The organism is Dickeya sp. ws52 (genome assembly GCF_007210685.1).
Lineage (GTDB): Bacteria > Pseudomonadota > Gammaproteobacteria > Enterobacterales > Enterobacteriaceae > Dickeya > Dickeya chrysanthemi.
This window is the reverse complement of the sequence record NZ_SZVX01000014.1, coordinates 61,719-75,682: the sequence shown is the minus strand read 5'-3', so window position 1 is coordinate 75,682 and position 13,964 is coordinate 61,719. Positions and strand designations below refer to the sequence as shown.

Here is a 13,964-nt window from a genome sequence, read left to right as displayed (position 1 = left end):
GCTCCTCATGATCCGGACATGCTGTCGTGGTCATCTTGTCTGCCGTTCTCCATGTCGATCAGCCGACGTGCCAGTCGCAGCAATCGGAACAGCTTTACCAGCGCACTGTCATTGAGTCGCTGCGGTGCAGCGTTTGCGTCATTGCTCGCGTCCGATATCCCCTGCAACAAATACCCTAGTTGCCCGAACGGCATCATAGATGCGGTATCTGAAATAGGATGTGTAGCAGGCAGATAGGGGGTACTCAGGGCGTGCAGCAGCGCCAGCGCCATTGATGCTGATGTGTTTGTGTTGACTCTATCATCGGCGTACTGGCAACTGAATCCGATGCCGTTTTCGTATGGTTCAATGGCATCTTTTGCGCCGACTTCGTGAGCGATTTCGGCTGCAAACTGTGCGATATGGGTGCGTAGTCGAGCTGGCTCATCGAGTGCTGTTTCGATGTACCAGATATCGGTGATCGGATACAGGCTGTCAGCTTGGATAGGAATAGATTGCAAGACATTGCGTTCGAAATCCGGCAATGTCTCGCCGGTATGGTCGGCGACTAGGCGCTGGATCGACTGTAGTCGTTTGGTTGTGCTTGCCGGAGAAACAACATGCTGTTGCAGCTGGGCGGCATGTCCGCCGTTTTCTGTTGCTGATTTACCTTGTGGGGGGTGACCAACAGGTTCAGTTGGGGGCGACGCAGATGGTGCAGACTTCTTGTTGCTTGTTGGTGAAACGGCGTCACTGAACTGTGTGGGCCCAGATGTGGCTTCGTGCTTCGCTGCTGATAGTGGTGGTTTACCTTGTAGGGTCGATACCCCGGATTCAGCCAATGGCGCTTCGTTACTGAGTAACTGCCAGCGTCGGTCGGAGTCGGTGATCTCGAATGCCAACGTGTCGTATTCCATCTCCAGCAGATCGGCCATTTGTCCGATCAACTCATCTTGTACACGCTGGACAGTGAAATTTTCCGGTGTACTGTCGAACATTACCAATACATCCTGGAATAAGATGGTGAAGTCGATGTGATGGTGCGCATTGGTGCCGCAAGCAGACCAGGCTCGTTCAGCAGCGCGTCGCAGGCTGGTCAATTGTTCAACCTGATGCCTTCCCAGGCCCGCATAAAGAACCGTAGGGATGGCCGGGAGCAAGTATTGAATGGCTTCTTGCATGCGGCTGATATGAGGCTGGGAGATGGGGTAGCCATCGGCCTTGAGACGCCGGGCCAGTTCTGATTGTGACAGTGTTTTTCCTGCCTCTTGCTCATAGAGTTCTCGTGCTTTATTGACGCCTAGAGCACGTTCAATAAATGACAAACCACCGTGCAGCTCGTCCTCAGCCAGATGCCCTGTCAATGCGATGATGTCACCACGTTCCGGCCATGGGCGAAACAGACAGGGAATGCGGAAGAAGCGTTCATCCCTGGTCTCCGTCCAGAGCTCGCGCAGGATCGAGAGTCTGGTATTGCCTCCAGTACGAATGATATAGCCCTTTGCCCCTGGACGCTGGGTGATGGTGGGCGGTGAGTCTAGCCCACGCTCGCGTATTGAGGCTTTGATCTCGTCGTAGAGCGGGTTACGGGTCAGGCGTGGATTGAACTCATAGGGTGATAGTTCGTCGAGCGTGACAATCATCGCTGTTTCTGCAATAGGTGCGCTCAACACCTCGGCAATCTGTACTTTGCTCGTGAAGCCTTCGCTCAGTAATTTGCCGGCAAGGTCTTGTACGGAAATGTCAGGCATAGCGGCCTCACTTGTTAAGAGAGGATTCGTCAGTAGCAAACAGGTGCTGTGTTCGCCGTAGTAAGGCGCGCGCATTACGCCCAGCACAATAGTCGCTGGCTGTCGAGCTGGTGAAAATCGGTGGCATACCAGGTTTGGTGAACTTCAAATGCCCACCAGAGGTACGCTTAACCTCCCATCCTTCTTTTAGTGCATATTCGATCAGCGGTAGTAACTGCTTGTGGCCTCGAGCCAATTCACTGGCATTTGACATAGGCATACCCTCCGCTGGTTTTTCCTGTGACCTCTATGAACGGCTCATGCCATTGGGGAAACAATTCGGTTGCCAGGTGGCACATGATTTCTCGTGTAAAGCGCGTCTGGTACGCATCAATGCGATGCGCGGGCAGGCAGAGAGTTGCTGCACGAGGAAAGACTTCAATTGCTGATATCCTTGTGTCCAGAATGTGAATGCCCACTTGCTCAGCAGGTGTTGCGGTGGGTATTTCTGGCGTGACGGGCGAAATGGCTTGCTGCCACATCAGTAATTCCAGCTCCAACAGGACTGTGCGTACTCCCTGTGCGTCAATTACAACGAGGTCGTAGTGTGGCTGGAACACAGACACTAACAATAAGTTGTGTAGCCTCAGCCTGCCGTCTGGAGCATGAAGCAGCAGCGTGTACAAATGCGGGTAATCATCGTTGGATAGCAAAAGATCCAGACGATTAATGGTGATACGGGAGACAGTTTTCCCCAGATCCTGCCTGTTGAAAGCCAGCAGTTCATCGATGCCGCCAGGGGCGTGGCTGATCATCTCATAGTAAGAGGGTTGCGTAGGCTGCATATCCAGATCGAGCAGGAGTATGCGCAATCCGGCATCGGCAACGAAACCTTTTGGGTTGGCTGCAATGGTTGTTTTACCCACATCACCTTGTGTCGAAATAACAGAAATCACCTGCATGGCTTGCTCCTGGTAACGAGTGACTGGGAGCAGTTAGGCGCGTTCTTTGAGGCGATCAGTGATCCACTGATCGATCTCGGCAGAGTCCCATCCGACTGCGCGGACGCCGAGGTGCAGAGCTTTGGGAAACTTACCCTCCTTCATCAGGTTGTAAATGTGTGCTCTTTTAAAGCCTGTTTTGGCTTCAACTTCAGCCCGGCGCAGGATGCGACGTTCAGGAACGAGATTAGTGTTCTGCTGGAACATGATAGTCACTCCTTAATGCTTGGTAGCGCTTATTGAGGGTGATTACCATTAAATAGTTACCGTTAATAAGTCACCTCAAACAATAGGAATGAGTTGGTTACCGCTTTCATGTGTAAGCGTAAACTCAGCGTCGCCAGCCTTGGTGGTGTCAGCCTGATGCGTCCTTTGGTTCGATGAAGCAGCTGACCCCCCTAGGTGGTTTGGTGGTTTGGTGGTTCGAGGGATGGACCGATATAAACTCCAGGGTGTGTCCCGTAACTATTTTTTGTACAGAACAGCATTGTTATGGCTATGCAAAAAATGTTTTTAAACGATAAAGAACGCCTTGAATCGCACAATATTCAACCAAAAATCACATTTCGGAAATGATTCCTGCAGCAATTTTTAATATGCAAGGAGGAAGGTTAAGTGACACACCCTCATCCTCCCTAATTCCATGTTTTTAGTGTATAGGTCCTGCCAACACATCAAGTAATGAGTGCGTGACAGGTCTTATGAGGTCAGAGAGGGCATCGTAACCATGAGCTGGAATTCCTGAAGCAATATATCTCTCATTGAGATAATGCTGGCATAATTTCTGAGTATCTTCGTCAAGTTTTCCTAAAGACGCCAGATAACGAGAAAAACTCGAAATTTCACTTTCAGTGGGGACCGATGCCAGCCATTCGCCCATTAATGTGACAAAATTCGCGTCGTTTCCCATCCTGAGTTTGAGTGCTTGGTTAATTCTGTCCTGAAAATCCCACAGATCATGATCATGGCGGTTTATCATTTTTTTGACGATAACGCCGAGTTGCTGGCTATCAGATCTTGCTGAGCCAAGAATGATAGGCGTCACAAATAGTGATCGCGACTCTACCTCTTGAAAAACCTTTTCTACAAGATTATCAAGGCTGGAATGGTGAGGATCATAAATCGCCATAGCAGCAATGCCATGTCTAAAATCAGTATCCTGCAGTACTTTTAGTATTTGAACTGTCAGCTCTGGCGTGTCCGGAAATTGGTCACGTAATATATAGGAAGCTTCGAAGTAGCTTTGGTATAGCGACCATGTGTCATTGGTTTTTACTTTTCCCAACGCTTGAATGGCTGATAAGCAGTGCCTCTGAAGCAAATCACTTTTGGGAAATGTCCTTGCGAGTGATTGTAAAGTCTGGGCATCCAGAACATGAGATGAATTTTCACAGTGAGCGATGAACTTCTCTCGCAAAGATGCACTCCCACTAATATATGGGGATATGAGAGACCAGAAATTGTATTCTGAATTTATGTCGCTAATTCGAGACATAAATTTTTTATCGAAACACATATCAATTTCATCCCAGCGCTCAGCAACTAATCTTAAAAGGGCTTTGGATTCTCCGCTATATGGCCCTAGTGAAACAGTTAATGGCTTATTATTCCATTCGAGGCGAACAAACTCGTTCACGGCACCGTAAGCCACCAATCCCGCAAAAGCAGCTGCATGGCGCTCTTCAAAATCTGGAGCTGCAACCTGAGCATCTGATATCAAACGGTCAATAGTTGTTTGACGCTCCACGTTTGCGGGTAATAATGCCTGATAGTATTTTATTGCACCTTCGATTTTTAACTGACCGTCAACCTCATTATCATATCGGCTGAGTATTTTTTCTGCAGTCCCATTTCTATCAAATTCACTGGCCGCAGCGTCCATAATTTGATGGCGCATGGCAACGGAAAGAGATCCTACGTGTTTTGCTATTTGTAAACGGACTTCAGGTAGTTTGTGATAAGTAGAGGCAATCATTGCAAGGGGCGGATTACGATCTTCAAGTTTTGAAAGCGCGTATTCTTTTAACCTTGGCTCATCCGGACAGATCAACAGCAAATTGTTGAGGCCTGAGTACATATTGTCTGGCTGAGTTAAAAAGTGGGTAACCAGGAAGTCAGTGATGTCAGCATCTGCACCAACATCAAGTTGAGTAAAAGCAGACATGAGTAGGTCGGTCCTGACGCCATCCGTGGTCTTGGCAATACTAATCAGAGCTTCAATGCATTCCTCCCTATCCAACATTTTGGGGAGTAAACTGACAATATGTCGTTTTTTTTCATCTGGCCATTGCAAGATTTCTTGAACAAGAGCATCCACCTCGTGGTCACCAGCCTTCCACTTGTGAAGTAAGGGGCTTAAAAACCAGAAAATTCTAAATCCTTCAGCAGTTTTTACCTTATTTATCAGGTGCTGTTTGATTCGTGGTTCTTCAATTCCACTAATGACAGGATTCAACTCATATTCTTTGTACTCCATCCTCTCAGATAATATGGTGGAAATGACTTTTTCACGTATCTCTGCATTTGCTTCAGTAAACCGTAACAACCATTCCCAGTTCATCCCTAAACTGGCTAGAAAGGGGTGTTTAGATTCCAGTTCGCGTAGAATCCAGGCAATAATATCGGTATTTTTCGAGTTGCAGTTTGTGAGGTATAGAAGCGCTACTTGTTTATCAATCCCTTCATCTCTCCTAAACGAATTATCAAACGAATCTAAGCATTTTTTAATGACTGACTCATTATCCTTCCAACCCAATATCAGGCACAGTCCAGCGAGATCTCTGTTGTAATAATCGAGGCGGCTATACCAACAAAGCAAATCCAACAATGAATCCAAGTCTTGATCATCATGTATGGATAGTTTCACTTTGCAAAAAACCGCACTCAGCCGCAGGTGTGTGTCTTTTGAGGCTGTCGCAGAAGAAATCAGCGCAGGTAATGCATCGTTCTTTGGCCAGCCAAGCACAAGAGCCTCTAACGCAATCCCCACAATCATTAATTCTGAATCACCCCGAAATAGTGATAGCAACCATTCCTCTACCACAGCATCTCCGGCGTATTTTAAAGCAAGAACATGAGCAGCAGACCGTGCATTGTAGACGTTTTCGTCTTTCATACCGTGCTGAAGGATATTCAGCGTTTCATCTGAGTGCGGCCATGCTGATAAAGTGTGATAGAAGTTATGCAGGTAATCGGTGCTTTTGATGCCCCAGGTACTGATAGCTGCAGAGGCTTTTTCTCTGAGAGTTGTGTTATAAACCCCCTCAAACACGGCGACAAGATGCGCACTCCTTTCCCCTATCCAGCCCGAACCAGTAATAATACTGAAACTTTGCTCAGCAAGCCTGAGAGCTGTTGGCTTGTTTATCTCAGCACCACCAAACACAACATTAGCAAGCAGTAAACGGCGTTGCAGTGCGCCGACAGCATCACTTTCAGGCTCGTCAATAACTCTGACAATTTTCTCTGCCTCAGATCGCCGGTTATTTTTGGCAATCAAATCGCTAAAAACACTTCTCCAGCGAAAGTGGCTAGCATTGGCCCTGACAAACTCTAAAATACGCTCAATGGGCCAGCCGTGGATGTGAACCGATGCCAGATATTCTTCCAGACTTGCGTGTACAAATCCGACTTCTGCACGTCCTTTTTCAACTAGCAGTCCCATGGTTTCTGAGTTCACAGCCAAGATTTCATTGGCAACTTCAATTGCTTCTCGTTGCGCATAGCTGAACCCCTCAGGATCTGTCAGAAACGTTTGAATGCATTTTCGGGCCAGATGAATGGGATACCCGGCATCGCCCCCCTCAGAGCGGATTTTAAAAGCGAGTGCGGCAAGTGCTTCCCGTCGCACATCATTTGAAGCCGCAGGTGAAAAGCGTGGAACGACATCTCCCGCTGCGGTTGCACGACTGTGAGGGTGGCGTTCTAATAGAAGCTCAGTGAGCTGACTAAGAGCTTGAACTTTGTTAATAGGCAGAACCAACTGACGGATAGCAAGAGCAATAAGCCCCAACAGCAGTAGTGGTGTTTCAGCTAGGGTGGACAGCCCACGGCCCTTGTTTAACTCATCAAAAAAGCGGTTTGTCTGCCAGAGTACGGACTCTGCGCTTTGAACAGGATCGCGATGTCGATCTACGTTTCTTGAGAACCAGATGGTGGCAATTTGTGTTTGCTGCCTTTTCGATAAAGGCGCAAGTACGCCCACGGCCCAGTTATCTGGAATGCCCCCAATGGTTGTCAGCCCCCCAGGGCGAGCACTGACCAGAACAGGAATGCTATGTGCAGAGACCACAGTCAGCATCGCCTGAAGTGTGGTACGAGCGGCTTGCTCGTTAGCCCACTCGTCAAGGCCATCCACAAAAAGTACCACACGGTTTTCATCAATCGCCTTATCGATCAAAGCGACCAGATTTGCCGTCAACTGCTGCTGCCATGTTTCCCGGATTAACGCTTTAATGCTCACGACACCGCCATTCGCTTCCGTCAGACGTACCCACTTTGCGAATGAGATGAATAATGGGAGGTGGCGTCCCCATTTCTTTGCCACGTGCGTAAAATGATTTTGCTCCCCAAGCAGATCAAGCGCCAGACAGCGCAGCACAGTGCTCTTTCCTGTGCCAGCATGACCAATAACGGCAATTTGATCAGATTGCGCTAACCAGTTCAGAATGGGGGTTCGTCGATATTGTTCAGCCTGGCGGCTTTCTTCACCTCGGGATTGTGGATGCGTTTCAATCGGCTGCTGATCATGCGCAAGATCCTTCTTTTCGGCAGTTTTTTTTTCGGGTGCATGATTCTTGACGTTTTCTCTCAGTAAAACATCGGGAGCGGAGAAACGTTTGAGTAGAGAAATGGGTTCAATCGGCTGGTCGGAAAAAGGCGTTGGGGCATTGACTGGGATTTTATCAAGTAGCTCAAATCCCGCCTGGTAGACTCTCAGCAGTTGCGATCTGACTTTCTGGATTTCCCCACCATCAAGCTTGTTAAGAAGATCCTGACTGACAGTATCGCCAAAAAAATGTTTTGCACATTCTCGTCCAAAAAATTCCAGAACGATATCCGGATGGTCGCGTAGAGCAGTGCACAAGTCATGTCCACCCAGAACTTTTAACACAATATTCTGAGTACGAAAGTTCTCAGCTTGTTTTTCAATGGCGTCTTGAAGGTTTACATCATCAACAGTACATTGTACGACAATATAAAAGATGTCCGTTTTACCCGCCCATCCGCCTGACAGAAATATCGCACAGGCACTGTTAAGATCTTTATTTGTATATTTTTTATAGCGTTTTGCTTGCCAGGTGTTGTATCGCCCGTTGCGCTTCCTCGCAAATATATCAATTCCCTGCTGTGCCTGGCCTGTTCTGCCATACAGACTGTGTGACTCAATATCCGCATCCTTCCCCGCTAACCGATAGCAGAGTTTTTCGAAGTTTTCCCAAGTCAGCTCAGCAAAGGGCAACGTCATCGTAACGGAACGTACGGCCACAAAATCTGGTACGTGATTCGCCGGTGAAGTCACTGCCATGTCTGTTATTTCATCCAATTCCATGTTCACCAGCTCTTCCTGTTAAACGGTTTGGGGATTTCGGGCATCCGGCCAACAATGCCGTTGGATTTATATAATAACGAATTCGTTAACTGCCGTCGAAGGCCATGACGGGATTCCTGCTAATAATACAGCGCGTTTTAGTTAAATGGTGTATTACTAAACTTGGTGGATGTCTATGCAGAATGTTTAACGCAGTTGGACTCCTATAAACTTTTATCTTGTGCATTTGTATAGCAATAAGCAGTTAGCATTTTTCCTTAGACCTGATCCGCAAGAATCAACACGGCAGGATACATGCAACGTTTGCTTGGCACAAAACGGTCGAAGAAGGTAGATGCGTCTCTTGACTCATCAACCAGGTGTTATGGAAGAGGCTGACAACAGTTATGACGCCAATATCCGGTATAACGGAGAAAACCTGCGCGCGGCGATTGACTGTGTGAAAGGCTGATATCTGGTGCTGAATGTGGGTTAGTACCTTCCGTGCTCGTCGGGCAGGATTGCCCTCCGGTGCTGGCGACATGGAGTCCGCTGGGGACCAGCGAATGAATATCGTTTTAACCGGACATGTAATCCATTCGGTTATATGGTGAACAATGTAAATATGGATAAAGAATCCAGCTTCATTTCAGTGGGAGACTATCTGTTTTCATTGTCATCCAAGTCATTACCTGAAACCAATAAAGCTAAAGCTAAATTTGCCGATATGTGAAGAAACTTATTGAAGAAAAAGGGAAAGTCAGAATGAAAATCTTCACCGGTATAGTTCTAATTTCAGGTCTGCTTCTTGCAGGATGTTCGGCCCAAAGATCATCCGAAAAGACACTTTATCTGAAAACTGAAATGCAGTCTTCCGTCTCGAACGTAGCAGAAAATTCAGAGCAGGTAGACAGTCTGCTTAAGGAAGACCGTGTTCGCCACATCCACATGTATGGTCTACAACCTCTGGCAGGTAAAATTTATCATGACGATTTTGATAAAAAATACACCGCAGTATTTATGTATATAGACATGATTAAGGACAGAAATGGTTATACAGCAATAATTAGCGGCTCTATTGATTATTACGACACTCAACGTTACGTAAACGGGAAGTTGGTTGGCGACGTTATTAAATCTGTACCTATCCCGACAAAAAATATTGTTTTTGAAGACCGAAAAGCCGTCAGTATTGAACTTCCACGCGGTATCAGATTTACGGCTCAATTATCTGAAAATTGCTGCTCCGGCATAACCTACTGAGTCCTTTGAGCTGTTTTGATGATGTTGTGGTGGGTAGCCCATACATCCCCTGTTCATGAAACGATGAGCGCAACCTGACGAACAGAGTATAACCGCCGGTGCGATAAGGTGTCGGCCAGATATCCGAAGCACTCTGGTGTGCTTCGGATATCTGGCGATTTTTATTTCCAGTGAGCCTTGTCTTCCTAGATGCTACGCAGCATTCCTGTTGTAGTTACTCTTACACGAAACAAGTCATAACTGAATACAGCCTTCTGATCGTCATCAAGTGAATCAGCACCTGTCAGTACGACTTAACTTCCCGGTACAAGAGTACTTTTGTTGACAACAATACAGTTGATGGTGCGTGTTAATCAACGGGGAGCTGGTCAGTGTTAGTGGATGTTCTTTCATATTCACTGTTGCTAATCCACGCAGTGACATCCCTGATAGCCTGGGGATGCGAGTGCGTGGAGTGGAGCATTGCGGCATCATCTTTGGGAACATATTTGTGGATGCTGAATTCCCCTGCCGGGGTTTCTGATGAGGATATAAACATATTAGGACAGAACATGAGGCGCAGGTCTCCATATGCGAGTGCTTTGGCCACTCCCAGCCAGAACGAGAAAATGGTAACGGGCAGGGCCGCTGTAATCAGTACATTTGGAATGTACTCCGATGGCTTAAATAGTTGCCATAGATGCACCACAGCGATAGCGATGAATCCTACCCCGCAGACGGCAGCGATATCTCTTATGTTTGGGTAAAAGTACCATAAGGTTGTACCGACCGCAGCATAGATGAAGTAACTCAGTACTGCCGAAGCACACAGGAACTTTGCGTCAGGTCGAGATGCATCTTTAAGCTGCGCTAGAACTGCAAAACAACTTTCGTGGAGTGAACTGACAAACCTTAGCGCTGAATCAGCTTCATCCCCGACGGCCTGGAATATCTGTACGTTGTTAAAATTTACGGATTCCTGATTTTTACGCTCTTCGACCTCCTTATGAAGCGAATTACGGCAGTGTTTCGATATCGCCCGTTCAGCTAAAGCTGTCAGGCAGAAGAGAACGGCTGCGCCAAAAAAATCATAAATGCCAAATGGTAGAAGAACGGCTGCAAGCACTAGTTGAAGGGCGAAAGAGCCACCGATATCGGTCAGATAAAAAAGTGCACCTGAAGTTCGTTCAATTTGACAGCGATAAATGAAAGGTGGAGATAGCAGACAGACCCCTCGTACTTTGTGTGCAACATCTGGTCGTCGATGCGACATTTCCCGCACAACTGCACTTCCGTGGCTGTGTGCAATAAGGTAATGATGTCGCGCGGATGATTTTGCCAGTTTCTCGCCTAAGATGATTGATGCACGGGTGCGAGACGTGATGGTGTTTTGTCCATCCCAACTGAAGTGTGTTATGTCTACATTTAATCCCAGCGCCTCGATCTCTTTACGTAATGCCGAGCCCGGTTGCACCCAGAGGGGATTTTCATCGAAAGTCCCGTTGATGAGATAGATCATGACGTCTGGGGTAGGTGTTTTTACATCATGATGCTTCATGGCTGGTTGGGTAGTCCGTCTCCAGAAAGACAGGTATATGATGTTCCTGAAAACATAAAAAATTAAGAGACACAGCAGTATAATAGCAACAGGAATGGTTAAAAGACCAATCGCTAACGTTTTAAACAGATATTTCAGAGTGCCTTTAGGATGAACACAAAAGAAACAGATAACTGAAGAAAATAGAAATATAAAAAAAGTCGATAGTCCGCCTAAAATGATGATTAATATCCATGTCTGAAGGGCAAAGTGGCCAGCCATAGGCGTTGTTCCTTAAATAATAATATGTAGTACATTGAAGGTTTCAGGACATTAATATTACACTGGCTTTTGATAAATATGAATTAACCTAGCGAGCGAGAAACGGTCTAACCGGAGCGCTTTAATTGTGTGATTCATAGACATCGTTTCACTACAATGGAACGTTATGGACAGAGAAATTCAACAGCGGCTGCTGTGGGTAAAACTCTACGAAACGTCTGGTGATGCGGGCTTGTATGCCGCCGTTGTGGTATTTCTCGTCCTACATCGAACTTGAACTGAGAAAATTGAAACGATGTCTATGAATCACACACCTTATGTTTTTGTGTTTGAATATAATTGGCCCACCACTGCATTAGCTCCGTTCTTTCCGAAAGATATTCGGCACGATTGTACGCTGCGATGATTTCGCTGCTTTGGGTATGAGCCAAAGCTGATTCAAGCACTTCTTTTCTAAATCTACCGCATTCTTCCGCGGCCGTCCTTGCGATTGACCGCATACCGTGAGCTACAAGCTCTCCACCAAAGCCCATACGAATGATTGCTGCATTTGCTGTTTGTTCATGCATATGGTTGAAGGGAGTTTTGATGCTGGGGAAAACCCACACTCTATGACCACTGATTGGTTTCATTGATTCAAGGACGCGTAAAGCTTCTTTGCTTAATGGGACTTTATGAGGGCGTTTCATCTTCATAAACTCGGCTGGAAGGTCCCATACGGCATTATCGATATCTATATCCATCCATCTGGCGCGAACAGCTTCTCCCGGTCGAACCCAGGTCAACAACTGCCATTCAATCAGCATACGTGTTTCTAACCTTATGGATGCATTAGCCAGAGCAATCATAAATCTTGGTAGTTCGCTGGGGGGAAGGGCTGGCATATTCTGCTTTTTAGGCTTACTGAAGCGCTGGCCGAGATTATCAGCAGGATTAAACTCAATAAGTTCTTCTGTCGCAGCCCAACGGAAAATTTCATTCAGGCGCGAAATGATACGGCGCAGAGTTTCTAATACGCCTCGTTGTTCGATTGGGTCAAGGTGCTGTTTTAACAGCTTAGGCCGGATTTCTTTGATAGGGACATTGCCTAATCCGGGGAAAATATTTCGTTCCAGACTCCGCCAGATGTCTTCTGCATGGTCTGCAGAAATACCTGAGGTCTTAATCTTCTCATCTAACCACTTCCTTGCAACAGCCTGTAGCGTATGCTCAGTGGCATCCTTAAGAGCATTAGCTTTATCGTTGTTGTGAGTCTGCGGATCGATACCGTTTGCGAGCAATGACAAATATTCATCACGTAAAGTTCGTGCCTTGGCAAGGGTAAGATGAGGATAAGTTCCTAAACTCATCTTAGTTCGCTTTTTAGTTACTGGTACCGCATACCTGAAATACCAGTTTTTCTTGCCACCTACAGAGAGAGGAGCGATCCGTAGCATCAGGCCGTCGCCATCAAAAAGGTTGATCTCCTTTTCTGCTGGCTTGGTATTTTTGATTTCGGTGTCAGTAAGTTTCTTAGCGATCTTTGCCATTTTAGGACCCTCGATTTGGGGACCCTTTGTGTTGGGTCCCCAAAAGGGTGCCATAACGAGTAGCTTCTAGCAAATCTCAGTAGACTTCTGTAGACGTAAAAAAGCCCGCAAGGCTGGTTCCATGCGGGCTTAGTAGACTTCAGTATACTTCAAACAACTAAAAAGTGGTGGAGCTGGGGGGATTTGAACCCCCGTCCGAAATTCCTACACCGTCGGTACTACATGCTTAGTCTGGTCTTTACATTCGCTTGCCAGCTGCGGACAGACACGCCACTAACAAACTAGCCTGATTGGATTTAACGCTTCAACCCCAGGCAGGGCATCCACGCGATCTCTTTTGGGTTTGACCTCTCTTGATCCCCGTCCTAAGAGCGGAGGCTAGGGAGAGAGGACACCTTCAGTTTCTTAGGCTGATTAAGCTGCTAAAGCAGCAGGTGCGAAGTTTTCGTCGTTTGCGACTATTTTTTTGCGGCTTTTTACGAGGCCAACCGCCCCTCGGCATGCACCTTGGGTTTCGCGAATCCCGTCGAATCCAGAATCAGCCCCAAGATATTTCACTATTATAACAGAAAGAGGGTTCGCGACGCTAGCTGCCGTTAGCGGGCGGCATTTTTCATGATGCGCGCTTTATCCAGCTTCCATTCACGCTCTTTGATGTCTTCACGCTTGTCGTGTTCTTTTTTGCCTTTTGCTACGCCAATCTTGACCTTGCACCAAGCGTTTTTCCAGTACAACGACAGCGCAACGACCGTATAACCCTCACGGTTAACGCGACCGTAGAGTGAATCCAGCTCGCGCTGATTCAACAATAGTTTACGAGTTCGGGTCGGGTCACACACTACATGGGTGGAGGCACCATGCAGTGGGGTGAAAGTGGCACCAAACAGGTAAGCTTCGCCATCACGCATCAGCACGTAGCTGTCGCTGATATTGGCTTTACCTGCGCGCAGTGATTTGACTTCCCACCCCTGAAGAGCAAGCCCCGCTTCAATCTCTTCTTCTATGAAGTATTCATGGCGGGCGCGCTTGTTGAGCGCAATGGTAGCTGAACCGGGTTTATGTGCTTTTTTCTTTGTCATAGTGTCGTCATTATACTGGTTGTTGCTGTGAATGAAATCCCTCGTTGGTGTTGAT

At 47.0% G+C, this 13,964-nt stretch carries 9 protein-coding genes, 1 other RNA gene and 1 pseudogene; 2 read left to right on the top strand and 9 right to left on the bottom strand.

What is annotated here, in order from left to right; all coding sequences use genetic code 11:
• Positions 1-5: 5 nt before the first annotated feature.
• The 5 genes from FDP13_RS14535 to FDP13_RS14515 form a co-directional block, all read right to left on the bottom strand.
• Positions 6-1,730, bottom strand: coding sequence for a ParB family protein (locus FDP13_RS14535; RefSeq protein WP_143839744.1), 1,725 nt, complete (start codon positions 1,728-1,730; stop codon positions 6-8).
• A 7-nt stretch (positions 1,731-1,737) separates the two neighbouring features.
• The gene (locus FDP13_RS14530) at positions 1,738-1,983 is read right to left on the bottom strand and encodes a type II toxin-antitoxin system HicA family toxin (RefSeq protein ID WP_143839743.1); all 246 of its coding nucleotides are present in this window, start codon (positions 1,981-1,983) and stop codon (positions 1,738-1,740) included.
• Positions 1,967-2,671: a ParA family protein gene (locus tag FDP13_RS14525; protein ID WP_143839742.1), complete on the bottom strand. Its 705-nt coding sequence runs from the start codon at positions 2,669-2,671 to the stop codon at positions 1,967-1,969. The genes FDP13_RS14530 and FDP13_RS14525 overlap by 17 nt, the downstream gene beginning before the upstream one ends.
• 33 nt (positions 2,672-2,704) lie before the next feature.
• Complete coding sequence (locus tag FDP13_RS14520; RefSeq protein ID WP_019844476.1) at positions 2,705-2,917, bottom strand: AlpA family transcriptional regulator; 213 nt, start codon at positions 2,915-2,917, stop codon at positions 2,705-2,707.
• 442 nt (positions 2,918-3,359) lie between these two features.
• Entirely contained in the window at positions 3,360-8,261 is a 4,902-nt protein-coding gene (locus tag FDP13_RS14515) for an NACHT domain-containing NTPase (RefSeq protein WP_143839741.1), read from the bottom strand.
• 744 nt (positions 8,262-9,005) lie between these two features.
• Between FDP13_RS14515 and FDP13_RS14510 the strand changes: the two genes are divergently transcribed.
• Positions 9,006-9,503, top strand: a complete 498-nt coding sequence (locus FDP13_RS14510) for a hypothetical protein (RefSeq protein WP_143839740.1) — start codon at positions 9,006-9,008, stop codon at positions 9,501-9,503.
• 349 nt (positions 9,504-9,852) lie between these two features.
• Here FDP13_RS14510 and FDP13_RS14505 read toward each other — a convergent pair whose 3' ends face one another.
• Positions 9,853-11,301 (bottom strand): hypothetical protein, encoded by a 1,449-nt coding sequence (locus tag FDP13_RS14505; RefSeq protein ID WP_143839739.1) that lies wholly within the window; start codon positions 11,299-11,301, stop codon positions 9,853-9,855.
• A gap of 166 nt (positions 11,302-11,467) precedes the next feature.
• On the opposite strand from FDP13_RS14505, the pseudogene FDP13_RS14500 reads away from it, so the two are divergent.
• Positions 11,468-11,568, top strand: a pseudogene (locus FDP13_RS14500) (IS481 family transposase); the annotation flags it as partial.
• 32 nt (positions 11,569-11,600) lie between these two features.
• On the opposite strand, the gene FDP13_RS14495 reads toward FDP13_RS14500, so the two are convergent.
• From FDP13_RS14495 to smpB, 3 genes are all read right to left on the bottom strand, one after another.
• Positions 11,601-12,830 carry an integrase domain-containing protein gene (locus tag FDP13_RS14495; protein WP_199886339.1) on the bottom strand — a complete coding sequence of 410 codons (1,230 nt, stop codon included), beginning with the start codon at positions 12,828-12,830 and terminating at the stop codon, positions 11,601-11,603.
• A gap of 165 nt (positions 12,831-12,995) precedes the next feature.
• Positions 12,996-13,376, bottom strand: a transfer-messenger RNA (tmRNA) gene (ssrA, locus tag FDP13_RS14490).
• Positions 13,377-13,426: 50 nt separating this feature from the next.
• Positions 13,427-13,909 (bottom strand): SsrA-binding protein SmpB, encoded by a 483-nt coding sequence (gene smpB / locus FDP13_RS14485; protein WP_012770969.1) that lies wholly within the window; start codon positions 13,907-13,909, stop codon positions 13,427-13,429.
• Positions 13,910-13,964: the final 55 nt, after the last annotated feature.